This is a genomic window from Dehalobacter sp. TeCB1 (assembly GCF_001707455.1).
In the GTDB taxonomy this organism is placed as follows: domain Bacteria; phylum Bacillota; class Desulfitobacteriia; order Desulfitobacteriales; family Syntrophobotulaceae; genus Dehalobacter; species Dehalobacter restrictus.
The window spans coordinates 1-25706 of record NZ_MCHF01000040.1; the positions used below are offsets into that span (position 1 = coordinate 1).

31 protein-coding genes and 7 tRNA genes are annotated in these 25706 nt (G+C 42.5%); 3 read left to right on the forward strand and 35 right to left on the reverse strand.

Annotated features, from left to right (window positions below; translation table 11 throughout):
• Positions 1-93: 93 nt before the first annotated feature.
• From A7D23_RS16085 to modA, 14 genes are all read right to left on the reverse strand, one after another.
• Positions 94-234 (reverse strand): hypothetical protein, encoded by a 141-nt coding sequence (locus A7D23_RS16085; RefSeq protein ID WP_158208134.1) that lies wholly within the window; start codon positions 232-234, stop codon positions 94-96.
• Positions 235-256: 22 nt separating this feature from the next.
• Positions 257-793 carry a permease gene (locus tag A7D23_RS10315; RefSeq protein ID WP_019226720.1) on the reverse strand — a complete coding sequence of 179 codons (537 nt, stop codon included), beginning with the start codon at positions 791-793 and terminating at the stop codon, positions 257-259.
• Positions 790-1269, reverse strand: coding sequence for a permease (locus tag A7D23_RS10320; protein ID WP_019226719.1), 480 nt, complete (start codon positions 1267-1269; stop codon positions 790-792). Before A7D23_RS10320 ends, A7D23_RS10315 begins: the two co-directional genes overlap by 4 nt.
• A gap of 309 nt (positions 1270-1578) precedes the next feature.
• Positions 1579-2817 carry an iron-sulfur cluster carrier protein MrpORP gene (locus tag A7D23_RS10325; protein WP_019226718.1) on the reverse strand — a complete coding sequence of 413 codons (1239 nt, stop codon included), beginning with the start codon at positions 2815-2817 and terminating at the stop codon, positions 1579-1581.
• An 80-nt stretch (positions 2818-2897) separates the two neighbouring features.
• The gene (locus A7D23_RS10330) at positions 2898-3761 is read right to left on the reverse strand and encodes an ATP-binding protein (RefSeq protein ID WP_019226717.1); all 864 of its coding nucleotides are present in this window, start codon (positions 3759-3761) and stop codon (positions 2898-2900) included.
• Positions 3739-4596: a 4Fe-4S binding protein gene (locus A7D23_RS10335; RefSeq protein WP_019226716.1), complete on the reverse strand. Its 858-nt coding sequence runs from the start codon at positions 4594-4596 to the stop codon at positions 3739-3741. Before A7D23_RS10335 ends, A7D23_RS10330 begins: the two co-directional genes overlap by 23 nt.
• On the reverse strand, positions 4596-4964 hold the full coding sequence (locus tag A7D23_RS10340) for a NifB/NifX family molybdenum-iron cluster-binding protein (protein WP_019226715.1): 369 nt from the start codon (positions 4962-4964) through the stop codon (positions 4596-4598). The genes A7D23_RS10335 and A7D23_RS10340 overlap by 1 nt, the downstream gene beginning before the upstream one ends.
• A gap of 33 nt (positions 4965-4997) precedes the next feature.
• Positions 4998-5375 carry a DUF134 domain-containing protein gene (locus A7D23_RS10345; protein WP_019226714.1) on the reverse strand — a complete coding sequence of 126 codons (378 nt, stop codon included), beginning with the start codon at positions 5373-5375 and terminating at the stop codon, positions 4998-5000.
• A gap of 62 nt (positions 5376-5437) precedes the next feature.
• Positions 5438-5686: a DUF5320 domain-containing protein gene (locus tag A7D23_RS10350; protein ID WP_019226713.1), complete on the reverse strand. Its 249-nt coding sequence runs from the start codon at positions 5684-5686 to the stop codon at positions 5438-5440.
• A 276-nt stretch (positions 5687-5962) separates the two neighbouring features.
• Positions 5963-6928, reverse strand: coding sequence for a sulfite exporter TauE/SafE family protein (locus tag A7D23_RS10355; protein WP_019226712.1), 966 nt, complete (start codon positions 6926-6928; stop codon positions 5963-5965).
• A gap of 11 nt (positions 6929-6939) precedes the next feature.
• Positions 6940-7713 (reverse strand): DUF364 domain-containing protein, encoded by a 774-nt coding sequence (locus tag A7D23_RS10360; protein ID WP_019226711.1) that lies wholly within the window; start codon positions 7711-7713, stop codon positions 6940-6942.
• 69 nt (positions 7714-7782) lie between these two features.
• Positions 7783-8889: an ABC transporter ATP-binding protein gene (locus A7D23_RS10365; protein ID WP_019226710.1), complete on the reverse strand. Its 1107-nt coding sequence runs from the start codon at positions 8887-8889 to the stop codon at positions 7783-7785.
• Between the two features lie 6 nt (positions 8890-8895).
• Complete coding sequence (gene modB, locus A7D23_RS10370) at positions 8896-9567, reverse strand: molybdate ABC transporter permease subunit (RefSeq protein WP_019226709.1); 672 nt, start codon at positions 9565-9567, stop codon at positions 8896-8898.
• A 3-nt stretch (positions 9568-9570) separates the two neighbouring features.
• Positions 9571-10386: a molybdate ABC transporter substrate-binding protein gene (gene modA, locus A7D23_RS10375; protein ID WP_019226708.1), complete on the reverse strand. Its 816-nt coding sequence runs from the start codon at positions 10384-10386 to the stop codon at positions 9571-9573.
• 392 nt (positions 10387-10778) lie between these two features.
• On the opposite strand from modA, the gene A7D23_RS10380 reads away from it, so the two are divergent.
• Complete coding sequence (locus A7D23_RS10380; RefSeq protein WP_019226707.1) at positions 10779-11720, forward strand: helix-turn-helix transcriptional regulator; 942 nt, start codon at positions 10779-10781, stop codon at positions 11718-11720.
• A 15-nt stretch (positions 11721-11735) separates the two neighbouring features.
• On the opposite strand, the gene A7D23_RS10385 is transcribed toward A7D23_RS10380, so the two are convergent.
• Positions 11736-12167 carry a universal stress protein gene (locus tag A7D23_RS10385; RefSeq protein WP_019226706.1) on the reverse strand — a complete coding sequence of 144 codons (432 nt, stop codon included), beginning with the start codon at positions 12165-12167 and terminating at the stop codon, positions 11736-11738.
• On the reverse strand, positions 12154-13302 hold the full coding sequence (locus A7D23_RS10390; protein ID WP_019226705.1) for a cation:proton antiporter: 1149 nt from the start codon (positions 13300-13302) through the stop codon (positions 12154-12156). The genes A7D23_RS10385 and A7D23_RS10390 overlap by 14 nt, the downstream gene beginning before the upstream one ends.
• A 366-nt stretch (positions 13303-13668) precedes the next feature.
• On the opposite strand from A7D23_RS10390, the gene A7D23_RS10395 reads away from it, so the two are divergent.
• Both A7D23_RS10395 and crcB read left to right on the forward strand, forming a co-directional pair.
• A complete protein-coding gene (locus tag A7D23_RS10395; protein ID WP_345787589.1) occupies positions 13669-13908 on the forward strand; it encodes a DUF190 domain-containing protein in 240 nt (79 codons plus the stop codon).
• Positions 13909-14206: 298 nt separating this feature from the next.
• The gene (gene crcB / locus A7D23_RS10400; RefSeq protein ID WP_025205013.1) at positions 14207-14578 is read left to right on the forward strand and encodes a fluoride efflux transporter CrcB; all 372 of its coding nucleotides are present in this window, start codon (positions 14207-14209) and stop codon (positions 14576-14578) included.
• A gap of 153 nt (positions 14579-14731) precedes the next feature.
• Here the strand turns inward: crcB and A7D23_RS10405 are convergent, their stop codons facing one another.
• The 19 genes from A7D23_RS10405 to A7D23_RS10495 all read right to left on the reverse strand — a co-directional run bounded on the left by A7D23_RS10405 (position 14732) and on the right by A7D23_RS10495 (position 25704).
• A complete protein-coding gene (locus tag A7D23_RS10405) occupies positions 14732-15226 on the reverse strand; it encodes a flavodoxin family protein (RefSeq protein WP_025205012.1) in 495 nt (164 codons plus the stop codon).
• A 49-nt stretch (positions 15227-15275) separates the two neighbouring features.
• On the reverse strand, positions 15276-15851 hold the full coding sequence (locus tag A7D23_RS10410) for a flavin reductase family protein (protein ID WP_025205010.1): 576 nt from the start codon (positions 15849-15851) through the stop codon (positions 15276-15278).
• A gap of 107 nt (positions 15852-15958) precedes the next feature.
• The gene (locus A7D23_RS10415) at positions 15959-17077 is read right to left on the reverse strand and encodes an iron ABC transporter substrate-binding protein (RefSeq protein ID WP_025205009.1); all 1119 of its coding nucleotides are present in this window, start codon (positions 17075-17077) and stop codon (positions 15959-15961) included.
• A 70-nt stretch (positions 17078-17147) separates the two neighbouring features.
• Complete coding sequence (locus tag A7D23_RS10420; protein ID WP_025205007.1) at positions 17148-17900, reverse strand: ABC transporter ATP-binding protein; 753 nt, start codon at positions 17898-17900, stop codon at positions 17148-17150.
• Positions 17897-18982: an iron ABC transporter permease gene (locus A7D23_RS10425; protein WP_025205006.1), complete on the reverse strand. Its 1086-nt coding sequence runs from the start codon at positions 18980-18982 to the stop codon at positions 17897-17899. The genes A7D23_RS10420 and A7D23_RS10425 overlap by 4 nt, the downstream gene beginning before the upstream one ends.
• 40 nt (positions 18983-19022) lie before the next feature.
• On the reverse strand, positions 19023-19553 hold the full coding sequence (locus A7D23_RS10430; protein WP_025205005.1) for an FmdE family protein: 531 nt from the start codon (positions 19551-19553) through the stop codon (positions 19023-19025).
• A gap of 41 nt (positions 19554-19594) precedes the next feature.
• Positions 19595-20407 carry a class I SAM-dependent methyltransferase gene (locus A7D23_RS10435; protein WP_025205004.1) on the reverse strand — a complete coding sequence of 271 codons (813 nt, stop codon included), beginning with the start codon at positions 20405-20407 and terminating at the stop codon, positions 19595-19597.
• Positions 20408-20708: 301 nt separating this feature from the next.
• Positions 20709-20984 (reverse strand): CooT family nickel-binding protein, encoded by a 276-nt coding sequence (locus tag A7D23_RS16630; protein ID WP_348981000.1) that lies wholly within the window; start codon positions 20982-20984, stop codon positions 20709-20711.
• A 508-nt stretch (positions 20985-21492) separates the two neighbouring features.
• Positions 21493-21861 carry a nucleotidyl transferase AbiEii/AbiGii toxin family protein gene (locus A7D23_RS10445; RefSeq protein ID WP_025205002.1) on the reverse strand — a complete coding sequence of 123 codons (369 nt, stop codon included), beginning with the start codon at positions 21859-21861 and terminating at the stop codon, positions 21493-21495.
• Between the two features lie 37 nt (positions 21862-21898).
• Entirely contained in the window at positions 21899-22495 is a 597-nt protein-coding gene (locus A7D23_RS10450; protein WP_242837001.1) for a type IV toxin-antitoxin system AbiEi family antitoxin domain-containing protein, read from the reverse strand.
• A 413-nt stretch (positions 22496-22908) separates the two neighbouring features.
• A tRNA-Val gene (locus tag A7D23_RS10455) sits at positions 22909-22985 on the reverse strand.
• A 5-nt stretch (positions 22986-22990) separates the two neighbouring features.
• Positions 22991-23079, reverse strand: a tRNA-Leu gene (locus A7D23_RS10460).
• Positions 23080-23082: 3 nt separating this feature from the next.
• Positions 23083-23157: transfer RNA gene (locus tag A7D23_RS10465), tRNA-Cys, on the reverse strand.
• A gap of 13 nt (positions 23158-23170) precedes the next feature.
• Positions 23171-23245: transfer RNA gene (locus A7D23_RS10470), tRNA-Gly, on the reverse strand.
• Positions 23246-23252: 7 nt separating this feature from the next.
• Positions 23253-23328: transfer RNA gene (locus tag A7D23_RS10475), tRNA-Phe, on the reverse strand.
• 149 nt (positions 23329-23477) lie between these two features.
• Positions 23478-23554, reverse strand: a tRNA-Asp gene (locus tag A7D23_RS10480).
• 151 nt (positions 23555-23705) lie between these two features.
• A tRNA-Val gene (locus A7D23_RS10485) sits at positions 23706-23781 on the reverse strand.
• 159 nt (positions 23782-23940) lie between these two features.
• Positions 23941-25212 (reverse strand): glycosyltransferase family 2 protein, encoded by a 1272-nt coding sequence (locus A7D23_RS10490; protein WP_019226700.1) that lies wholly within the window; start codon positions 25210-25212, stop codon positions 23941-23943.
• A gap of 171 nt (positions 25213-25383) precedes the next feature.
• Positions 25384-25704, reverse strand: a complete 321-nt coding sequence (locus A7D23_RS10495) for a hypothetical protein (RefSeq protein WP_019226699.1) — start codon at positions 25702-25704, stop codon at positions 25384-25386.
• Between the last annotated feature and the right edge of the window lie 2 nt (positions 25705-25706).

Consider the following 25706-nt stretch of genomic DNA (forward strand, 5'->3'; position numbering starts at 1 on the left):
GGAAATAGTGTAATTTGTTCGCGGTTTATTCCGTTTTTATATGGCATAATTATTCCCCTTATGATTCGGTTTCCTTACTTAATTATACCATATTTATCCATTATTCTCTACGTTTTTACACAGCCTGTGGGCATCACCCTCTAGCCCCCATCCTTTTACGATCAATGCTTCCTGTACATCCGACTTAACCGTACCTCTTTCCGGACTGATATGAATTGACAATACTTTTCCCATGACTCTTCCTCCATGTAAATTTCTATATTTGACTTTTAGCCATTTCAAATATATGTTTAATTTCTTTTTCACTTAAAGCTTTTTGTGTAATATAAGCAATTAAAGCAATTCCCGGAATATCGATAATAAACCTTGTCAGCATAAATTTCCAACCCATCGCTGATGTCTCAAAAAGCAGCATAGGTATTTTGGTTGTTGACCATGCCCCTATAAAGATAAGCACGTTGGAAAGTTTGCTTCCCTTTTTCAGAAGAACCCCAGCAATAGGAAACGCTGCATATAAAGGACCCGCTGCCGCCGAACCCAGAAAAAAAGCTAAGGTTACACCGATCATCCCAGATTTTTCTCCCATAAGTTTGATCATTGTTTCTCTTTGGACCCAAACATCCAGAAGTCCAAGAAGAATAAAAATCGGAGGTATAACAGAAAGCATCTCAAGAGTGTTGCTCCAAGTCATGCTTAAAGAAGTTTTTCCTATTGAAGGGTAAATAATAACAAGGCCTAAGTTTATGACTGCCAGGATAATAAAAAATTTATAACGGTTCAATAGTTTCTTCACCCTAGCACCACCCCTATCACGATTGCTATCACGAAGGAAAACATAAACGCTAAAGAATTTCTTAATATCGCAGCTTTTTTTCCAAAATATTTTATTTCCAGAGGTAACGTCACAATCCCTACCATCATCAATGCAGAAATGAATACGGCAATTTGCATAAAGCCTGCACCGCTTTTTAGAAGTGCCGCAGCTAAGGGAAATGCAACAAAACCCGGTATTAATGTAACAGAACCAACAATAGCTGCAATAACCATTCCAATCCAACCGGATTGTTGACCGATTAGTCTGGAGATCGTATTAGGACTAAGTACCGCCAGCATGATGCCAATAATAATAAGAATTGATAAAAACTGCGGCAGTATGTTTTCGAAGGACTTCCAGGCTTTCATCAGGGCCATCTTGGTCTTTTTTTTATCTTTGAGAAACGAAAGCAGGAGAAGTACTGCCGCCAGAACATAAAGAATAATTGTAAACATGCTTAACCACCCTTTACATTATGAATTGTAGGTAGAAAATATATCTTCATTCAGGGTGGAATTAGGCCTGAATGAAAGGGCTTTTTTCAATCCGGCTATACCGAAATTACTCCAAATGTTATTAATGCATCTATTTGCACTCTAAATTAACGTAAGTACTGCTTTAAGAGCCCGCCAAACAGGCAGGCTCCAATAAATAATATCAATTTGTTTTTAGGTTTAAAAGTTGCATGAGTCATATGTTAATATCGCTGTTATCGTTAAATTTCCTGACCGATATTCGGACCAGGTGAGCAATTAAAAACAAAATTAATGTCCGTCGCACTCGTCATGGTGCTGGTGTTCATGACAAACAGACTCAGTCGATTTCAGATTTCCCTGCAAATACTGCTCTACGGCAGCTTGTGCATCTCCTGAGGCACCGGTTATGACCTCAATAGCTTTTTCATTGAATATTTCAATTGCTCCGCCTCCTATGCCGCCTGAAATAATCACCTTAACTCCCATATCGTTTAAAAAGTTCGGCAAAAATCCAGGACGGTGTCCGGGGTTCGGTATAGTTTCACTATTCATAATCTGTTGATTTTCCGTCTCAAAAATCACGAAACCCTCACAGTGTCCAAAATGTTTGGCAACCTCTTTTCCTTCAATCGCTACGGCAATTTTCATATTGGTATTTCTCCTTTTTTTATCCTCCAAAATCGTATTGTCTTTATTCTCCTCTAAGTTTTCCAGAATGTCCGCTGCTCCGTCAAGCCAATTCCCGTCATAAAACTCGATCATCCCTTTATCGCAGGCTGCCGCTATCTTCGGATCAATAGGAAGCTTGACAAGAACTTTTAATTGATGCTGTTCAGCAATTTTCTCAATGGTGCTTTCCCCAAATATTTTATATACTTTGTCACATTCCGGACACTTAAAATAAGACATGTTTTCTACCAGCCCCAAAATAGGAATATTCATTGATTTGGCCATTTTAACCGCTTTGGAAACAATCATAGAAACCAACTCCTGAGGCGAAGCCACGATAATAATGCCATCCAGCTTGATAGATTGGAATACCGTCAGCGGCACATCGCCCGTACCAGGGGGCATATCGATAAACATGAAATCCACATCCCCCCAAATCACTTCCGACCAGAACTGTTTAATTACGCCGGAAAGTATCGGACCCCGCCAAATAACCGGATCTGTCTCATTTTCCAGCAGCAGATTGATCGATATAAGCTGGATGCCAGTTTTGCTCTTGGGGGGAAACAGGCCAAGTTCGCTGGCATCAGGTTTCTGCGTAATGCCAAAGGCCTTAGGAATGGATGGGCCTGTTATGTCTGCATCAAGTATGGCGGCCTTATAACCCCTTCTATTCATGGTTACAGCCAGCATGGAAGTTACCAGCGATTTACCGACGCCACCTTTGCCGCTGACAATACCAATCACTTTTTTGATATTGCTCAGTTCATGCGGTTTGGCGGTAAAGTCTGTTTGCTCTTTTCTGTCGGCGCATTCATCGCTGCAAGTATTACAATTTTGATTGCAATTTTCGCTCATTTTACGTTCTCTCCTTATACTTAAGTTATCAATTTAATTTCGGTTGATCGTTATCCTGATTTACCTTCGAAACTGATCATTCAGCTATTCATTAGCTTTAACGTTTTATAAAAAACATTGGTTGCCGCCCATCCTGCGGGACAATCAATATCTACAATAACTTCTCCCTTGTTTATAGCTTTTATTGCTGCAGTGTCAAAAGGAATTTTGCCTACGATAGACAGATCCCGCTCCTGGCAAAATGCCTCTATTTTCTGGGCGAGCTCTTTGTTGGTATCATACTTGTTAATGCAAACTCCGATTTTTATTCTAAACTTTTCTGCTGTTGCAATGATTCTCTTCATATCGCTAATCCCTGACAGAGATGGTTCGGCAACGATCAGGACCATGTCCGCTCCGTTAAGCGAAGCGATCACCGGACAACCGATTCCCGGCGAACCGTCGATAATGACCAGATCAGCATCCGCTGCTTCCTGCTTCAACTGCTTTTTAACCTCGCTCACCAGCTTGCCGGAAGTACCGCTGCCCATTTTAAGCCTGGCGGTAGAGAAAACCCCATTATCTTTATAAAGCATCAACTCTCCGGCTACAGCCGGTTGAAGGAAAACCGCCCCTATCGGACAAACTGCATCACACACGCCGCAGCCTTCACAGGCATAGGAATCAACCTCATACTTACCGTTGCTTTCGTTTATGGCCTCAAAGCGGCAGTTTTGCCTGCATATGCTGCAACTATCACATAATTCTGTATCAATAACCGCTTTTTCCATACCATAATAATCCGTTTGCCTGGCCTTTGAAATATGAGTCATGATCAGGTGAAGATTAGGGGCGTCCACATCGCAATCGGCATAAGCCCTGGCCTCGGCAAGCTTGATAAAAGCACCGGCGATGGTTGTTTTTCCGGTACCGCCTTTGCCGCTAAGTATCAGAAGCTGTTTCATGCCTAGCCTCCTTACTTACCGTCTTCAACAGGTTTAGAAACAGTTCTTTGTATTTTGGATGCTTTCTTACGGCGATCTGTCCATTGGAATGCATGGTGCCCAATTCCAAATCAAACGGGATTTTTTCCAGAATTGTAATCTGGTTTTGCAGACAAAAATCTTCGGCAGGGTTTTCTTCTTCCAAACATTTGTTGAGGACAACGCCGAATGGTTTCTGAAAAATCCTTACGAGTTCATACACCATTTCTAAATTATGAACGCCAAAAACAGTTGGCTCCGCTACCAGAATACAATAGTCGGCATCTTTGATACTCTCCATGACCATACAGGCGCTCCCTGGAGGACAGTCTAAAAAAACATTTTTGTTTTCCTTACGGCTATCCTGCAAAAGCTTTTTAATAATCGGCACCCCTGATACTTCTCCTATATTCATCATTCCGGACACGACCCGGACATTGCCGGATATCCCGCTTTGGATCAGACCTATTTCCCTTTCTTTTTCCGAAATCGCCTTTTGCGGGCAGAAAAGCAGGCATCCTCCGCAGGAATGACAAACCTCGTTAAAGACAATCAGCTTATTTTTAATATAAGCCAAGGCGTTGAACTTGCAGAAATTGACACAGGTACGGCACCCGGTGCACAGCTCTGGGTCAGCCTGGGGAAGCTTAACCGTGACCCGTTCCTTCTGTAAGTCCTTCGGTTGAAAGAATAAATGGCCGTTTGGTTCTTCGACATCACAGTCGATATAAACGGAGTCCAGTGCCACTGCAGCCAGGTTGACAGAGACAAGGGTTTTGCCCGTACCTCCTTTGCCGCTTAAGACAGCGATTTTCATTACTTCCCTCCATGCTGGTGAAAACCGGGGTGAATATCGTCCAGCAAACTTAATTTTCCTTCCTTAAAAGATTCTATATTATCCCGGATTGAGTTATTGGTGTTTTTATAGAGTTTAATTTCCGCCGCTTTGAGTACTTCCGCCGCATTCTCTCCGCAACGCGGTGTAATGATCGCCTCTGCTCCACTGTCTACAATATTCTGGGCAGCTTTGATTCCCGCTCCGCCCTGGCTGGCAGCGGCACTGTTATCCAAAAAGTTGCTTCCTTCTGTTTCGGTATCGTAAATAAGAAGGTATGGAGCCCGTCCAAAAGAAATACAAACGCTTGAATCCATCGAATTGTTGTCTACGGGTATGGCAATCTTCATAATCAATCCTCCCTGTGCTTAATTTCAGACTACTTAGTTTTCTTTGTTATCAGCCCCTGAAAATTCTGCCCAACGGTGCCTGCGGCAACCCCCGCAACGGCAGGTTTTTTCCAATCCTTCACAAAGCTCGTAATCTCCGCCTTCTATCCGCAGCACTTTTCCGTTCACCAGAGATTCCGCCAGCTTTTTCCGGGCATCGTTATAAATACGCTGAACAGTGGTACGTGCAATATGCATTTGTTCTGCGCACTCTTCCTGCGTAAAACCCTGTAAGTCAATGAGCCGTATTGTTTCATACTCATCAACCAGCATTAAGACTAAATCCGCCTGATTGATGACAGCGTTAAGCGGCCCAAAAAGACTGCTTTCCGGCAAGCAGCATACTTTTCTACCTTTTCTTGGTCTTGGCATAATTGGCTTTCCCTCTTTTTGTAAGAAAGTAACAGGAGCGTCCTCCTGCTATTCTTTGTTTATTATTTACTTTCTATTTGTTTGTTGATCCAATGGAGTCTTTTTTCAAGGAGTTCTTTTTGACTTAAAAGCAATTCCTTTCTCGATGAAGAAAGCATCATATTATCCGCTAAATTTCTGCCATAGCCTCTTCTTCGGCCCAAACCAGATCCGTTACCATTTCTGGCAGCATTCACTCCGGTACATAACCCTAAACCTTTCCCGCTCATTGCTCCGCGACCTAAGCGACCTGTTCCGTCTCTTCCCGGCATAAGAATTCCCTCCTCTTTTGGTTATTGACATATGCCCTTTATGATTATAATTATAGATATTTTTGAACATATGTCAATAACCTACTGAATTGATTTCATTTAATTTCATCCTTATAAAATTAAAATAGTCGGCAGTACAAAGATATAATCTGCCAACTATTATTTTAATCAATTATTTCCTGTGAAAAAGCTTGGCCAAGAATCAGAAGTTTAGTTGATGTTAGGATATTCGTTCTAAGTCAGAAATAATTCTTTGAAGCTAATAGTCTTTTGATGTTATAGAAAAGATTCCAAAATATATGTAATCGAAAGAATAGAAATCAGAACTAAAAGAATTATCTTGACGAGAGCTTCCGGAAGAAATTTTTGAAAATAAGCGCCCAGATAAGTTCCAACAAGTCCGCCTATACCGAACAGCAAGCCCAGAAACCAATCCGGAGCAATAGCAGAATTTGAAATTGCCGCCAGTGCTAAAATATGATAGTAAATTACGCCCGCAATCGAAGTAATAAATGTACTGGCCAAAGCAGCTCCTGCGACGGTATAAATTGGTAAGGCAAAAAGAGAAACGCAAACTGGTGTGATAATTGAGCCTCCGCCAATACCATATATACCACCGATCAAACCTACTCCTAAAGCTAGAATAAAAACAGGAACGGTATGAAATGAATAGGTTTCTCCCCAAAATTCATATTCGACCTTGGACAATGAAAAACATTTTGTCTTAACCACAGCATCTGAAGGGAGACCTGAAGCTAGAACACTTGAATTGACTTCTTTCACGCGAACCACCTGTTCGGCAAACTTTTTATTCAAAATGTCATTTCGTTCTTTCGTCTTCTTATTCCAGCCTAAGATGTCCGATAACAGGCGGTAACCTAGATATAAAAGAACAATACCTACAAATAATTTAAAATCTTTGGGGTTTGGAAGATACTTTATTCTGATCCAGGCCCCAACAAAAACACCAGGGAGAGTACCAAGAGATACTATACCTGTTAGAGCCCAGGCCATTCGTCTTTCTTTTATGTAGCGGTATAAACCGCCAGGAATAGCAATGATGTTATAAATTAAATTTGTCGGGCTTACCGCAGGACTGTTAAAATGCAGAACACTGACCTGAAAAGGCAACAATAAAAATGCTCCCGAAATTCCCGCAGAAGCGGTAATGGAAGAGACTATTATTGCTATTAGCGGAGGGATAAGAGGAAAGATATCGACACCAGATACTGAAAAATGCATATTATGATCTCCTAAAATTTTTTTACATCAACAACCTTTTTTTGCATAAATTTTTTGAGATAACTTACACCGCAGGCCAATGAAATTGATTTGAATATTTCTTCCTTGTGGCCTTTATCCCACCATGAACCAGCCAAACGGGTTACACCGCTGCCCCGCCACCCTTCAGGGAACATGGGGGTGGATGGACCGACCATAAGGATCTCGCGGGCTTTGCCACACATTGCTAACAAAGGATCGATACTATTATTTATGGTTGTGGTCCCGCTTAAGACTACAACGTCACAAGCGGGCAACAGCTTGGGTTGTTCCTCCATAGGATGGATCATACTGTCTCCCCCGTGAAGGGATATTCCTTTGTCAAATATAATCAATTCCTTGACTGATTTTGATATTTGCCTAGCCACATGTCCAATCATGCCTACCATGCCCACAGTATCTCCGGGATGCACTCTAATACCAAAAAGCATGCCGCTTGGGTCATCGTCGGGAATATTCTGTCCGCAGGAGGCTGCTGTCAGAACAGAAGCCGCAATCGCCCGTTGTAAGTCTTCGCTGCCGGAAATTATCCAGCGAGCAATTTCGGAAGCCGGTTTACCAATTACCTCTTGGGCATAAGGGAAGTCCGAGCAGCCGTTTGGCAAGTCATCACGCAGGACGTATGATACGCCGATGTCTCCGTTATCAAGCTGACAGCCAATTAACGAAACACCAATCACCAAGTCACGCACGGACTTACCCAATAGGTAAGGTTGGGCTGCCGCCAACACTTTTTCCATAATCATATGTTAGCCCCCTAAGCTTAATAAGATTTCTAAGAATTATTTAATAGACTCAAAAAAAAATATTATCGTTTAATTTACCACTGGCATAGTCATACCATGGTGCGATTGATCAACATTCATTAAGAATATCTTTTCTTCAGGAATATACAGCCAGAGTTTTTGCTTTTGTTCTTTGCAGTGTGTTAAAAGCAGATCACTCCCAGGAACTTCTACTTGCAAGTTCTTTCCCAGACAATTTACGATTACTGTTGTTGAAAATATTCCTTCAATTTCATCTGTTACTTGACATTCAAAGGTATTGGGATTTTCTTTATTTTCTGAAGATATTCTCAAATCTTGTGCCCGGATTCCAGCCATCATTTTTGTATGAAGCTCACTTTTCCTTTTTACTGCCTTCAAGCAAAAGCTCTCTGCCTTTATGTGGATATATCCTTCTTCTTCACCTAAAACTTCTACCTCAAAGAGATTCTTGCAGCCGGTTATCCTGGCAGCCGACACAGTCGCCGGATAACGGATAATTTCTTCCTTTTCCCCGATTTGCACCGATGTTCCTTTATCGAAAACCAAAATCCTGTCACAGAGCCGGTAAGCTTCTTCAATGTTATGCGTAACCAGCAAAACAATGCCATGATAATTCTTCTTAATAATACTGAGCAATTCCTTTTCCAGGATCTGCTTAACATGACTGTCCAACGCTGAAAAAGGCTCATCCAAGAGCAATAATTCGGGTTCGGTAATCAAGGTTCTGGCTAAAGCCACACGCTGCTGCTGCCCTCCCGACAGTTGGGAAGGAAATTGTTTTTCGTGGCCGTTCAGCTGCATTTTGCTGATCATTTCCAGGACTTTTTCATGGCGTTTTGCATTATCCAGGTGCTGGACACCGTAGGCAATGTTTTTGTAGACAGTCAGGTGAGGAAACAGTGCGTAATTCTGAAACACATAGCCAATATTTCTTCGCCGGGGCAAAACATTCACTTTGCTGTCCGAATTAAATAGTTCTTTCCCGTTTAGTTTGATCGCACCTTTGTCCGGGGAATAGAGCCCGGCGATGCATTTTAAGGTCAGACTTTTGCCGCAGCCGGATGAACCGAGAATTCCCAGCACTCCCTTGCCGCTGATAAAAGAAGATTGCAGCGTAAAATTTCCCAGCGTTTTCTCGATCGAGACTTCCAGCACCCTCGCTCACCCCTTCTTCATCTTTTTTTCCAGCCGGTTGACAATATATAAAACCGCAACGGCAACACTGGTCATGATCAGCACAAGAAAGTTGGCCATATTATAGTTTCCCGCCTGCAACGAATCGTAAATGGCAATCGGCATGGTAAGGGTTTTATCGGGGATACTCCCGGCGACCATCAGGGTTGTGCCAAAATCCCCCAAGGCTCTCGCGAAAGACATGGTAATGCCGGAGATAATTCCCCTCCAGGCAATCGGCACCATGATAGTTACAAAGATATTAAGTTCCGTTCTTCCCAAGAGCCTGGCCGCATTCAGGTAATCCTCGTTGATTTCCGAAAGCGCGGCCTTGGACGCTTTAATCATATAGGGAATGGAAACGACAGTGGCGGCAATAACCGCCCCTGTCGTCGTAAATACAATCATGATATTGAACTGTTCTTCCAAAAACTTGCCCGGCCAAGAATTACGGCCCAGTAAGACAAGCAGATAATAGCCCAGCACTGTTGGCGGCAAGACAACGGGAAGGTTCGTCAGCGTATCGATAAAATCGGATAATCTTCCCGGTCTGCGGCTTAATAAATAGGCCAGGGGCAAGCCGCAAACAATTCCGATAAAAGTTGCTGTAAACGCTACCCGAAAAGATAAAAAAAGCGGAAAAAGGTTAATATTATCCATGCTTTAGACTTCACCCGGCAAGACAAAACCATATTTTTTCATAATCTCCCTGCCTTGCTCTCCATTCACAAACTTGATAAACTCTCTGGCTGCTTTTTCGTGTTGCGTGCCCTTAACAACGGCAATAGCTTGCTTTAAAGGTTTATGCAGTTTATCATCAAAAAGCAGGAAGTTGACCTCGTTTTTGTTAACAACGGATAAGGAGATAAGACCTGCTTCAACATTGCCCGTCTTGACCATCGTTAATACGTCCTGAATATCTTTGCCATAAACCATTTTGTCCTTTAGCTTATCCCATAACCCCATAGATTCCAGAGCTTCCTTGGCAGCAACACCATAAGGGGCATGATCCGGATTGGCGATGGCTATTTTCTTAAATTCCGGTTTTAATAAATCACTGGCTTCCTTAATCTGAAGCGGACTGCTTACGAGGGTTGCCGCGCCTACCCGGCCAATAGCATATAATTCTTTGCTGTCGGCGATAATTTTATCCTGGGCTATTAAGTCATCCACATACTTGATGTTGGCCGAAGCATAGACATCATAGGGCGCGCCGTTGGCAATCTGTTCTCTGGCTGTTCCCGAGGAGGAGAAAGTGATCTCTGCTTCATTTCCTGTGGTCTGTTCGTACAAATCGCCAATTTCTTTAAAGGCAAGGGCCAAATCGGCTGCAGCTGCGACTGTGATCTTTTCACCTGTTTTTTTAACGGCTGTGTTATCGGTCGTCTCTTTTGGCGCAGAAGCTGACGAATTGCAACCGGTCAGTGCAGCCATTAAAACCATTAGTATTAAAACACTTGCAAAAAATTTTCTGTACATAATCTTTCTCCTCTTTCATTCGTAAAATGTTTTTGTCTGGATTCCTATGTTCTAGGCGATGGTTAAGAAAACACGTCATAGATACCAATCAATGTCGAGAAACATCCCAATACTAAGGACCTGCCTTTACAATCTTCATGACATCAACCTCCGATGTCAGCAATAGGTATAAGCAAGTCATAACATTCTCTTTTCTTTATCTCTTTTCGTATTAATTCGTACTTGCCTCGTGTAAAAATGTACGATATAATACGAATTGAGACAAAGATGTGTATATATGACGTTTAATATCTATATTAGTACAATTTCACACAAAAAGTCAACGGTTTATATATTCAAATGATTATTTGGGTACTCATTGTCATACCATCTGAAGTATAGGAGGATATAAAATGGGCGAAAAAAAAGCTTTGTCAACCCAAGATGTGGCTGACATGCTTCATGTAAGCAAAAGCACAATCTATGATCTCATTAAAAAAGGCGAAATCGTCTCCTACAAGGTAGGAAGAAAAGTCCGTTTCACAGAAAACGACGTGCAGGATTATATATCCCGTTCCAAAAAAGGCCCATTCAGCCCGAGTTCACCATCCGGCACTTTGGGCGCCTTCAGCTTGTTAGGCATTGAAAAGAAGCAAGATGGATTTATTATTTGCGGCCAGGATCTGATTCTCGATATTCTTTCCAATTACATGAGACTACATGATATTCACGCGCTAAGAGCTTACATAGGGAGTTATGACAGCTTGGTTTCCTTATACAAAAATAAGATCAATGTTGCCTCTACGCATTTGTGGGATAGTGATACAGATCAATATAACGTCCCCTATGTCAGAAGACTGCTTCCCGGTATTCCCACAGTGATTATTCACCTTACCTGCCGTATGCAGGGATTATATGTGGCCAAAGGAAATCCAAAAGGGATCACGACCTGGGCAGATTTTGGCCGGGATGACATTACCATGATTAATAGGGAATTTGGGGCTGGTTCCAGAGTTCTTCTTGATGAGAATTTAAAGCTCCTTGGGATATACGGAAGCACAATTAGAGGGTATAAGAAAGAAAACCAGTCCCATTTGGCAGTTGCCAGTGCCGTAAGCAGCGGAGAGGCTGATGTGGCCGTGGGCAACGAAAAGATCGCGAGACAGGTCGATAATATTGATTTCATTCCACTGAAAAAAGAACGCTATGATTTAGTTGTCAAAAAAGAGAATTTCCAAACTCCAGAAATTCAAACAATGTTAAATATCATCCGTTCTCCAGCTTTTAAAAATGAATTTGCGAATATAGGCGGTTATGACACAAGCGACATGGGTAAAATCGTTGCAGAGATTTAATAGAACAGTCCTTTATTAACGTCCATCTTTAACAGTTAAAACAGGTATGGCAGAATAGCTTACTACTTTCTGAGCCACGCTGCCGATCACGAGTTTTTTAAACCCTCCCAAGCCTCTTGTGCCAACAATGATTAGGTCAAACCCATTCTCTTTTGCATAACTAATGAGTTTTTCAGCCGGATGCCCGTGGACAATTTCCGTTGCAATTTTCATTCCTTCCTTAAGCCCTGTTTCTCGAATTTCTTGATGCAGCGGCTCAATTTTTCTTTGCGCTTCTTCAATGGTTTCCTCTACTTCGTCCATGCTTTGGCTAAAATCAGGCAATCGGACTACAGTTAAAACTGTAACAGATGAATTAAGTTTGTTGCTTAATTCTTTAGCGTACTCCAGTGCCTTCCTGCTGCTGGGTGAACCGTCAAACCCCACAAGAATCTTATTGATTTCCATCGCTTTGTCCTCCTTTTAATAGATTTCGAGGAAAGAAGAATTTTTGAGCTATCAAAGTAGGAATAACAGCACTTAGTATTACGACTGAAACAATCACGCTATATTGAGAATTGGTAATATACTGATTGGTTAACCCATAGAGGGCTGAAATTGTCCCAAAAGTTAAGCCGGTACTCATTAGCAGCGTGGTATAGATACCATCCCGTCTGCCATATTTGAAAAACATAGTCGCCGGTAGGACTCCAATAAATTTAGCTGCAACCTTTACGATCAGCAAAAGAGCTATCAGAGAAAACGTCGTTATAAGGGCTTTAACGGAAACCAGAGAACCTGCCTTGATAAAGTAAAACGGCGTAAAGGCTACGAACCCGATGGCGCGTAATTTATGCAGTGTTTCCTTATATTGCAGGAAAAAACCCGCCATGGCAAGACCGATGATATACGCCGGAAGAACAGCTTCACTCCCTGAATATACCGCAAGATATGCCAGTAATAAGAGGATTAGAAGCACGAACTTTATTTCCGGTTCACTGACCTTGCCGCTGTATATTTTAAAGACACGTTTGGCCAAGGGCGTTCCTACCAAGATCACTAAGACCAGCGCTCCTGTAAAGATAAGGATCTTATAGGAAAAACCTGTAAATAACAATCCCAGGGCTAAGACTGTTCCCAAGTCTGTAATAAAGCAAGCTGCTAGAATTGATTGTCCAAAAGAAGTTGCGCTCAGTTTACTTTCTACCATGACAGCGTAAACAACTGCGACAGATGTAGTTGATAAAGCGATCCCGGTAATTTTTGCGGCATTGACATCCCATCCCAGGAAATAAAAGGCGACGATCATGCCAAATAAAAAAGGGAGCAGGAATGAGAGAATTCCAATCGCCATGCTTTGCTTTAAGTTCTTTTTGAGGCTCACCGGGTTAATTTCTGCTCCGGCCAAAAAAGTCAATATGACCGCCCCCACACTTGCCAAGAAATTGACCCAATCTGTAATCTGGATGTGCATGACGTTTCCGCCAAAGATACCAACCAGAATTTCCACAAGAGCCACCGACATACCCAAGCGGATCGATATGATACTTGCTGCCAAAGCCAAAAGAATCCATTGTGTCGCAATCCAGTACGTATTCTCCACGTTCATTCCCCCTAACTTACACCTAATGAATATAAAGTATTCTCACGAATGATTCGGTACGAAAAAACAAAAACTCCTACCTCAAAGGTAGGAGCCATTAGCTTTATGCGTATGCGAGCCCCATCGCAAATTATTCTGATTTTCATTACTAATGCTATAATATATCATAATACTATTTTTTACAATGATCATTTAGAATACTCATTATAGAATTATTACAGTTTGATTTTCAACTAATCATAACGTTTTTGATCCCAACCTATTTCACTTTTAATCAAAGAATTCTTACATAGAATCAATATAAAGGAAATAAGATCGGATTATTGAATTATATTTAATAAATAATTTTAGGGAGGGTGGATTATTATGGTTAAGATATCAGGACAGGCGCGCAGACTACGGATTTATATCGGCGAAGCGAGTAAATATAAAGGAACCCTGTTATATCACGCCATTGTTAAGAAAGCTAAAGAGCTTGGCCTGGCGGGTGTTACCGTTTTGCGGGGAATTGAAGGGTTCGGTGCGAATTCCAGAATCAAGACCGCTAAAATCCTTGAATTGTCCCATGACCTTCCTATTGTGATTGATATTGTTGAACAGCATTGAGTATATAGAAACAATCATGCCGTTTTTAGATGAAGCAGTCAATGAAGGTCTGATTACCATTGAGGATATTGAAATTATCAAGTACTCTCCCAAAAAGTAATTGCTTTACTCACATAAAATACTTGCATTGTCTTTCCTCAAAAGTTAAAATAAATTTTGTTATATTTAGCGATGGAGCCCGCTTTTACCTTAAGGTTGATAGCTCCTATCAGACTATATATTGGTATAGTCTGATAGGAGTTTTTTATTGTTTTATTGGAATATATAGAATTACTTTGAGGAGTAGAAATGTATTATGATGAATGTCTTTTCAGTTGCGATGGGGGGCGCTTTAGGCGCGGTTGCCCGTTATGGTCTGGGAATTTGGATATCCAACAAATGGACTCATGACTTTCCCCTGCATACCTTTTTGATCAACATTACCGGAGCATTTTTATTGGGATTCCTTAATACCCTCTTTTTGGACAAACTTACCTTAAGTCCGGAAATGCGGTTAGCTATGACAGTCGGTTTTTTAGGGGCTTTTACCACATTTTCCACCTTTGGCTACGAGACGATCATGCTGTTGAAAGATGGAAATATTTTAACTGCGGGCATTTATACATTGGTTAGTATTATTATTGGTTTTCTGGGAGTGTTTCTTGGTATGGGCCTTGCCCGCCTTATTTAAGCCTGGAGGATAAACATGTTGGAAAAAGAGAAATTACTTAAATTTATGTCGGCGAAAGTGAAAAATTCGAAAACAAAACACTCTATTAGTATTTTATTTACTAGCAATATATGAAACAGGGGAAATTGCCTATGACGCATCTCAAATACGACTTTAGTGAAATAATTCCACTGCTTTTTCCGCAACCCGTCTTCCAAACAACTGAAATAGATCTTCTTTCCCCTCCAGATCGTCTCTTAACGCTACAGGTCCCAAATGAATGAACGGTCTGCCGCAGCCCATCCCGGATGAGTATACCAGCATACCCTTGACCAGCATATGACTCAAAACACTAGAAATCGCCCGGTCTGCCCCACCATGCAGGCAATTTGCCGTGGCAAAAGCCGCGCCGAGTTTCCCTGCCAAACTGCAATTCCAATCCGTATCAAACCACTTTTTCAACTGCCAGCTCAAGTCTGCCGCATAGGCCGGGGTCCCGATAATAACCGCCTGGCTGTCCTCAACAAATTCATAATCGACAGTATCTTCCTGCACCAGATTCATCAGCTTTACTTCTATACAACCGACCTCTTCAATTCCTTGCTGAATATAACCCGCCATTTTTTCCGTATTGCCGGTAACACTGACATATAAGACTGTAATTTTCACGCTAACCTCCTTGATATTGAAGGACGATAGTTCTATTCAACTATTTTGCTCATTTATCAAACATCTCGGCATAGTCTGCTTTCCTTCCGGTAAAAACCGGCCTCGTAAACCACATTTGTTCATTACCCAACATCACTGAAAGCGGCCGAGCACGTTCAAAATCCATGTCTCCGTCCTCATTGAAAAAGGACGCATTTACCTCCAGGTGAACAACTTGACCAATCACCAACGAATACTTTTCCCTGAGTATTTCTTCAACCAGCTTGCATTCCGCCCAGGCCAAACACCCTTCAATTCCCGGAACTTTGATCTGTTTGGACGGGAACGGTGTTAAACCGGCTTTCAGAAACTCATCAACTTCCGGAGAATAATTTTTGGAACAAACCATCACCGCATCAGCCAGATTAGCCGGAGGGATATTGATGACAAATTCTCCGGTTTGTCGGATATTGATTAATGTATCTCTCTTTATCCAGGAAGCCAAAACGATTTCCTCATAGGGTCTTAGGATTGGGGTAATATTTGACCAGGGAGCAATATTACGCACACCGTCTTTGCTCATTGTCGAAATAAGGGCGACCGGTAACGGCATAATCTGTTCTCTTTTACGCGGTTCCAGTATCACATGAAACACCTCTTTACTATAATGATTAGAAGTAACCCATCAGGTGTGTTTTTCAGCCTGATGGGTTTTAATTTTTAAAAGCTAACGATTGACTGATAAAAAGCGTTTTACTTCAGCTCAAGCTTCCTAAACCCGCCAAAATCCTTAGCCATCTGGGCATAAGCATCTTTTCCTAAAAGCGCCTGATAAATTTCAGCCGCTTTTTTCTCCGGATCAATATCCTTAAACTGCTCCGGATAAAGGACTTTACCGATATAATAAGCATCAGCGATTGATGTATCAATATTGGTCGTATAGTAATTATACGGAAGCAGGGCATAGAGTTCCCCGTTCTTTACTGCAGACAAACTTTGATAGAACTTAGGGTTTTTCTTATAGTCTTCAAGTACGGAAGGGTATCCGGCTCCATCAAGAAAAATCTTATCCGGGTTCCAACTGATCAGTTTTTCTTTATCAATCATCAAAGAACCTGTTTTGCCCGTTTCATCAACTACATTCTTGGCATGGACGGCATTAAAGAGCGAGTAATTGCCCTGCGTACTCTCTATGCCGTGGACGCCTTTCATTCCTAAGCCGCCGACATAAGCGGATGGTTTCTGAGTGTCAGCCACATCTTTTGTCCTGGTATCCAGATCCGTCTTGTATTGGGCCATCAGGCCGACTAATTCCTGAGCCCTTTTATCCATGCCGATAATTTTGCCGATAAGTGTCAGGGAAACATCGACCTTGGGATCAAAAGTTGATGTTTGGCCATAGCTTAACGCCACAACCGGAATACCGGTTTTGGACTGCAAGTTATCGGCAGTGGCTTGATCCGCTGCGTAAGTTGTAAAAATAACATCCGGTTTTACGGCAAGGATTTGTTCCGGATTCGGAGCGTTATTGGGTCCTCCCGGCCCAATAACCGGAAGCTTCGCCAGCGACGGATTGGCGTAAAGGTATGGTCTTCCTGTCGGACTGTCGATTTCCATTTGCTCAATACCCGCAAATATATCCGTATTCTCGAAATAGCAGCAAAGCCTTAAGGCTCCTGGACCGATCGCAACCACTTTTTTAGCTGTTCCGTTGATTTCAACTTGTCTTCCCAGCGTATCCGTCACAGTGATTTTCGCAGAAGCATTCTGGGAAGATTGGGCGGAACACCCGCTGAACAAAAATGTCAGACAGAATAACGCCGCCAGGGTCAGGGCGATTAATTGTCTTTGTGAGATAAACTTTCTTTTCATTTTTACCCTCCAATTCATATTTTCCTTCAGTTTAATTTTTTGTCCTGATACTCTCATTGGGTCGGAATATTTAAACCGGCACCACAACCGGAATATCCTCGATTTCTTTGATTTTGACCGGTACAGCATAAACACTTTCAATATTTTCGGGCGTCATCACTTCAAGACCTCCGGCTGCAAAAATAACGCCGTTTTTCAGCAGGAGGAACTTATTGGCATATCGGATCGCCAGATTCAAGTCATGCATCGTGACCACCGCGCACATTTGGTTGTCTTGGACAACATTCCGGACAATTTTGGCGACCTCAAACTGGTTTTTCAAATCCAAGCTGCTGGTCGGTTCGTCCAGCAAAAGAAGTTCCGGTTCTTGCGCCAAGGCCCTGGCAATGACAACTTTTTGCTGTTCTCCTCCGCTGAGTTCATTCAGGTAACGCAAGGCATATCCTTCCAGATCCAGCGATTTTAAAGCCTTACGGGTGATTTCCAGATCTTTTTGGGAAGCTTCCCATTGAATATACGGTTTTCTTCCTAAAAGAACAGCATCAAATACCGTGGCGAAGGCACCTTCCTGGCGTTGGGCAACATAACCGATTCTTTTGGCCAGTTCCCTCCGGCTAAGCTTGCCGGTATCTTCCTCCCGGATAAACACCGTGCCGGCATGAGGGCTTAACACTTTATTCAGGCATTTCAGCAGCGTGGATTTCCCCGCGCCGTTTACTCCCAGAATAGCCAGAAAATCTCCTTTGGCCACGGTAAAATTAATATCCTGCAATACCTCCCGGCTCGGATATTGAAACGCCAATCCTTTGACGGATAAAATCATCGTCTTTGATACCCCCTCACCAGCAAGTACAAAAAGAGCGGCGCGCCAAAAAAAGAAGTAATAGCCCCGACCGGAAGAACCACCGGTGCAACCATGGTTCTGGCGATTGTATCAGAAAAAAGCATCAGCACGGATCCCATCAGAGCGGAAGCCGGTATCAGGTAGCGGTGATCACCGCCGATAATCCTGCGCATGATCTGAGGCGCGATAAGTCCGACAAAACCGATAATACCGAGAAAAGATACGGCTACAGACGCTATTAACGCCGAAACAAACATACCTCCCTGCCGGACTCTTTTTACGTGAACGCCCAGACTTTTGGCGGTTTCTTCTCCGCTGTCCAGCGCGTTATAGTCCCACCTTTTAAACAGGAAATAAATAAAGGCGAAAATTACCAGGCAGGCCAGAATCAATACTTCCCGCCAGGCAACCCTTCCCAGATCCCCGAAAGTCCAAAAAACTGCAGCAGCCACCTGGACATCACTGGCAAAATATTGGATCAGAATGGTTCCGGCCATAAACAGGGAATTCAGCGCTACCCCTGCCAGGATCATGGCTTCGGGCGAAAACCCCCGTATTCCTGCCAACAGCAGAATCACCAGCGTTGCCGCCATGGAACAGGCAAAAGCACAAAGCGTAACCAGATAGGGATTATTGATGGTCACCGCATCCGTACTTGTACTGGAAATACTGCCGGCACCTAAAACAATAATAGCAATATTCGCTCCGAAAGCCGCCGCATGGGAGACCCCCAGCGTATCGGGCGCGGCCAGCGGGTTCCTCAGATTATTTTGCATGACACATCCGGCCACCGCCAACCCGGCGCCGGCAGTTATCGCCGCCAGAATCCTGGGCATCCGTATTTGCCAGATGACAACACTGGAAGCATCGCTTCCTTTTCCCAGGAGCGATTGAATTACCTGAAGCGGATTGAGATTAAATGAGCCGGCGTTGACCGCGGCTATAGCTAACAAGACAATTAAAAAAGCCAGCACCAAAATCACTATTTTTTTCTTATGCGTATATTGGTGATAAATATCCTTTTCTTGTAAATTACCCGCATCAGTTTGTTTATGCTTCATTAAGTCTTGTTCCTTTTAATTTTTTTCTACCGTTATATCTCTACCAGCCCCTGCCGTAATCTTTGAAACAGTCCAGGCAGACTTTTTTGCCGTCCTGCAATCTGATTTTATGTTCCGGCGCGTTTTCTCCGCAGACTTCACAAACTACTGAGGTAAAGAGCCTTGCCGTTTCAGGCAATTCATAACTTGGTTTCATCATCTGAAAAATTTCTTCTGCCTGGGCGTTCAGGATATATGCCTGACGCTCTTCCCTGTTCATTTCCCCTTCAAACGGCTTTAGAATTAATCGCAGGCTTTCCCCGTTTCTCCGGTTAAAAAAACTGAACGCCATTTTACCGGTTCCCCTATAGATCAGATTCCCTTTTCCCATGCTGCAGCCGGTCATGACCTGGATCGCATCGACGCCGCAGGCATCGTTTTCGGTAACACAGACAATTTCTTCATCCACAGAAAAGCGCACGCCCATCTTTTCCCGAGCCGTGACTGCCGCTTTATAGCCGATAGCCAGTCCCGGACACTGATGTCCATGGAATTCCACCGCCTTTTCCCATTCAGTAGGTTTTACACACATTTTAGTTCCTCCTTGCTTGCTATTATCGATTCGGTATTTCATTAAACTTGCCAAACCATTGTTGCAACGGTTGTATCAACCTCTTCATAAACAAAACCGTCCTTGGCCAGAGATCCCAAATAGGTTTCGATTTCTTTTTCCTCTGCAGAGGAAATATCGCGGTAGGTTTTTATCCGGTTGATATACAACCCTTTTGCTTGCTCCAACGTTTTCTTCATTTTCCAGACCTGCTTCTCGTATTGCAGTTCCGGAAGATACCCCTGACGCCAAAGAAGTTCAAACGCGAATACCAGCTCTTCGTCACTGCTTTCCCGCTTCTCCTTAATTCCAGCCAGCGCTTTAACGACATCAGACACCGGATCGGTTCGCCGAATCGGCTTGGAGAGTATACACCAGCCTTTCGACGCGGCACTCAGCTTTTCAAAAGTATCCGCACTTTGAACGGCCGGCGTCATATGGGCAAACACGAGGTCGAATTTGTGTTGCCACCCGGCCTGCACAAGATCCAGGTTATGCCAATCCTCACAATAAAAAGCAGCGTTGTCGATTTTATATTCTTTCTTTTTTTGTTCGGCAATCGCAATCATTTGGGGAGACAGGTCAACACCAGTTACCTGGCTGCATCTCCCGGCTAAGGCCAACGCATATTTGCCCGCGCCGCAGCCGATATCCAGGATCAGTCCCTCCGGATTCAGCATATTCTTGTTTAGCAGCAGCTTCAAAAACGCATCTTCCTCAAAACCAGGGCGAACATTTTCACCGAAGCTTCCGGCCATTGAATTCCACATATCTACGCTGGCTTTTTTGTTTTGTTCTTTCAGGTTCCATCTTTCGCGGATTTCTTCAATATTCATTTTTATCACCTCAGTTAAAAATCAGAATATCAGGGTTTCCCATATTCTACAATCCGCTAGGGGGGGATTAAAATTCTCATTGTTTTCTTGTTACTAAAATACGGAATTTGCAAAAATAGAAAACCACGAAGCTGAACCTCCGCTCCTGCGGATGTTTCTCAGCCTTCGTGGCTTACTCTAATCCATATCTTTCGTTTGTTTTTTTGGATCTAAATATCCTATGAGTCTTCATTACTCATTTTTGATAGTCAAATTATAAGATATATTAAATTACATGTCTATATTAAAAAAAATTTTCAACCTATTTTTTCAGCACGATTCTCTGATCTACCAGTTCAATTCCTTTGATTTTCGCCTTAACAATTTTCCTTTCACCAAAGATATTCTCTAGCACAAGGTTTTCTTCTTCTGGAAATATCTTGCCTACAGATTCGAGAAACAGTGCACAGAGACATTGGGTACTGGAACACCCCAGTTTTTGGGTAACTTTTGAGCAACAAAAAATACATATCTTTACCAATGCGTTCACTTCCTTTAGTCTGCGTTTGCAATATTTGATTTGCACTTTATACTTCATAAAAATAAAAACCACGAATGCTGACTGCCCGCTCCTGCGGATTTTTCAACCTTCATGGCTAATTATCATTAGATGTTTAGTTTATCGACACTTATTTGTAATAAGTTAATAGAGTCTTTCTTGACTCAAATATTTGTATTTTGAATTATACGCCATTATTTTTGCTATGTCCATAGAATTTCAGACAACCGGAAGTCATATAAAAACGTTGTTATAAAATAAATATCTTTGAATTTTTGGAAAACGTAAATGGAAGAATTTTCTATACAATCACCTTGAGGAAAGCTATCCGGCACAGCAGGTAGATGATTTTCCCTTGATATTATAGCCTAAACAACCTCCGATACATTTCCTTTCGTCCCAGAACCTGCATCCGGAGCATTGCTTAAACGGAGGATTACTATACCTTTTACTGTCAATATGATTTTTTTTAAAAATCGTTGACATTTGAACTGTATTATAGCACAAACAAACTCAAAATCTTAATCAGATAAAGTTTTTTTGTTTCTTAAAAACCGATTTCTTGGAAAATTTGGCTGATCGTTTGGCAGGCATCAGCAAAATCAACGTCACGTGCATAATCAAAATTTGATTGGTATTTTTCCCAGAAGCCTTTCAGTTGTTCGCTTGAAGCAATGTTTTCCATTACTGCTTTATAGTTTGATAATACAGTTCTACTTTTCACGTCAAAGCCTTTGATTGTGGTATCCAAATCCATCGTTGCCCTTGTATCCAGTCCGACAATGGCCGAGATCAAAAAACCGCCTTTCAAAATCAGATTCGGGTGATACTTGGATAGAGAAATACGTTCCAACAGCCTTTCCAGCATGTAGTTCTGCATTACAAGCTGGGCGGAAATGTTTTTCTCAGCAGCCATCTTATATAGGCTTTTAACTGCATTGGATTGTTCGTTCTCACAGCAGCACCTCCATATAGTTCAGTATTTTAGGCTTTACCCGTACTTTCTCCGCATAGTCAAAAAGCAGCGGGATATTGTTTCCCGGCATCTTGGCATACTGCTTCATGGCCTGATTCACAATCTGAATATCACAGGTGTTATTGCCTTTAACAATATCGCACAGCGTTCGTTCCACGTCGTACAGGCGTATGGGATTGCCGCAGGGCGAAACGCCCTTGGTCAACCCGAGCTCGTACAGATCCTTAACGGATTTTTTTATGATTACATTTTCTTCTTTCAGAGAGTGCGTATGATATCCATAGGGAAACGTCATGGTATATTTCTGGGGTATCCTGTCCGTCAGACCATGAATATATAAGGCCGTTTCGTGGGAAAAGATGCCACGGCTATACTTGTACTGCAAGATATACATTTTATCTTCCCACATTTTCGGCTTGATATAAATCCCCCGGTCAACCTTTGCCAAGGCCCCTATGTCCAGCATTTTCTTAAGATAATGCCTTGAAATATTGGCATCAGTAACCTGTGAGGCAGTAATAATGCCATTGTTTTGTTTGAGAATCTCTTTAATTTTGTCAATAGTTTTCATCATGTGCCACCCCTTGTTGTACATTTACACTCTATATTATGTCATATTAGAGTGTATTTTTAAAGAAAAACAATGCAAATTATTATCTTTCAGGCACAGATTTCGTGACGATATCCCGCCCCAAAAGCTCCGCTTATGTCTGTCTGAACATTCTTTTGGCACGGTTAAATGGTACCATGGCGCTCACTATCTGTTGTGTAAGGGCATAGAGAAAGCCACAGGCGAGCTGGGGCTTAGTTTTCTTGCTTATAATTTGAAAAGGGCCATCAATATGGTGGGAACAAGGAAATTAGTGGAGGCAATGGGGGGATAATCCCTTCTTTTTTTGCTTTTTTCAAATCCATATAAAAAAACAGGGAAATCCCTGCCTTGCAAATCATAAAACCCGCATGAATAGCGGGTTTTTAGACGAATTTTGGTGGGTTTGAGAGGACTCGAACCTCCGACCCCTGCGATGTCAACGCAGTACTCTAACCAGCTGAGCTACAAACCCAAAATTGGTGCCGAAGACCGGAATCGAACCGGTACGAGGGGTAAACCTCGCGGGATTTTAAGTCCCGTGCGTCTGCCAGTTCCGCCACTTCGGCGTTTGGAGGCGGCACCCAGATTTGAACTGGGGGATAAAGGTTTTGCAGACCTCTGCCTTACCACTTGGCTATGCCGCCTTAAGTTTACTATTGGAGCGGGTGACGAGATTCGAACTCGCGACTTTCACCTTGGCAAGGTGACACTCTACCACTGAGTTACACCCGCATGATCATGGTGCCTCAGGACGGAATCGAACCGCCGACACGAGGATTTTCAGTCCTCTGCTCTACCGACTGAGCTACCGAGGCATAATCGATGTTCGAGGCACGATATTCGATGTTTGAACTTGTGTATGCCTCTTGCGGTATCTAATCCGCAATAGTTGAAGTACCGTGGTGACTATTCGCTATGGAATTTAACTTCCACCTTTTGAACCACGAACTTCGAATATCGCGTATGGCGACCCCGATCGGATTTGAACCGACGATCTCCTGCGTGACAGGCAGGCGCTTTAAACCACTAAGCTACGGGGCCAATTCGATATTCGAGGCACGACGTTCGATATTCGAACCTTCGTATTCCTCTACAGTAAGTTTCCCGATGTTCAGTTCGTACCTTCCGCTCTTCAAGCAATATCTTAATATGCTTTTTCGAACTTCGCGCCTCGAACTTCGAACTTCGAGTTTGGTGGGCGATGACAGGATCGAACTGCCGACATCCTGCTTGTAAGGCAGGCGCTCTCCCAGCTGAGCTAATCACCCAGGCTTGCTGTGACGAATTATAGTATACACAAATATCGATGGTGTGTCAAAGGATTTTTTGCGTAAAAACAAGACATTTTTTGGTGGATTGTTATTCCACAGCACGCGAAAAGACCCGGTCAAAGCCGGGTCTTCTGTATTCTTTACCGTTGAGGTTATTCAGCTGGTCGATACTTTTTCTTCCGCACGAATTTCCTCATAATTAATCGAGCGGGTATGTAGCGTATGCGACCACTCTTTCTTGTTGCGATGAATAAACCCGGCAATAATGATCGGTATCCAGCTGTACATAAAGATCGGATACAGAATCAAGCCAAAATAGGCCTTTGTTGGCTTTTTGTCCAAGTACAGGGACAATATGGCAAAAACAACAACACTTCCGGAAAGAACCTGCCAGACACCTGCAGGAATATAGTCAATAAACAAGTTGACATAATAAGGGCGCAGAAAGAATAACACCTGCATCAAAATAAACGAAGCCGAAATAATCAGGAAGAACGGCTGAAAGAGATGCATCGCTGCATCAAAATACAGCCACTTTTTCTCGCGGAATCCTTTTACAAGAAGAATAGGCAAATATCTGCAGGCAACGTCAACCTGCCCCTGAGCCCAGCGTTTCCTTTGATGACAGGACTGTACAAAGCTAAGCGGCTTTTCGTCATAGACGACCGCGTCATGCGCCCAGCTGGTTTTTATCCCATATACCAGGGCTTTCATCGTAAACTCAAGATCTTCAACCAAAGAATGAGCTCCCCAGCCAAATTTCTTAAGTACATCGTAGGAAATACACATCCCTGTACCGGCCAGGGTATTGGAAACTCCGAAATTGAACCTGGCCAGCTGAACCAGCCTGTTCATCATCCAAAATGCAATTGAAAATGAAGTGGTAACCCATGTATCATAAGGGTTCTTGGAATCCACATAGCCCTGAATGATTTGATCTCCCTGGCAGAGCTTTTTATTCATCTCTCTGAGGAAGTTACCCTTGACGAGATTATCGGCATCAAACAAAACAAAAGCATCATACGTATGGTCTAAAGCAAAAATCTTCGAAAATAAGTATTCCAAGGCATAGCCTTTTCCGCGTTTTGTCTCATCAAAACGCTTGTACACATAGGCTCCAGCTTTTTTTGCCAGGTAAGCAGTGTTATCCGTGCAATTATCGGCTACAACAAAGATGTCAAAAAGTTCTCTCGGATAATCCAGATTTTTAAGGTTGTTAATCAACGGCGCGATTACCCTTTGCTCATTATGGGCGGCAACGACAATCGCAAATCTATTCTTGGGTTCAAATTCATCATCTTCAGGTTTCCGACGCATCCCCAGAATCGATAAAATAAAATAATACAAAGTCACAAAAATAATGATGACTTGTAGAGAAATCATAGTAACGTTAAAAATTTCTTGCACAATATTGGAAAAACTATCCAAAAATCTTACCCCCCCTCAATTTATCAATTTTAGCAGATATTACTGCTGCCTGCAATAAGACTTGTACAATATCTTAAGAATCTATTTTATTATTCTTTTAAGGCAACAAACATACACAAATGTTTATATTCAAACATTTTTTTCTTGGGAGTCAATTATCGACGGAACTCTTCATTTTTTACGTCCGAATAATTTATAGATGATGATGCCGGCAAAACCAATCATCATTACGATTAACAGCAGGCTGATCTTTAAGGCCAAAAAAACGGAAGACCAGTAGGTACCGGCAACCTGTGTCCCGCTTACGAAAGGTATCATATTACGGAACAGTGCCCCAATACCCTGCCCGATGATCACCATCAGAATAATTCCGACGGTTATTAACAGTATTCCCAGAAGACCAATTGGACTATCCAAACGTCTTTTATTTAATTTCTGCCTTTTCCACCAATAGTATTCCACTAAAAGTTCACGACGAATACGTTCCCACATTT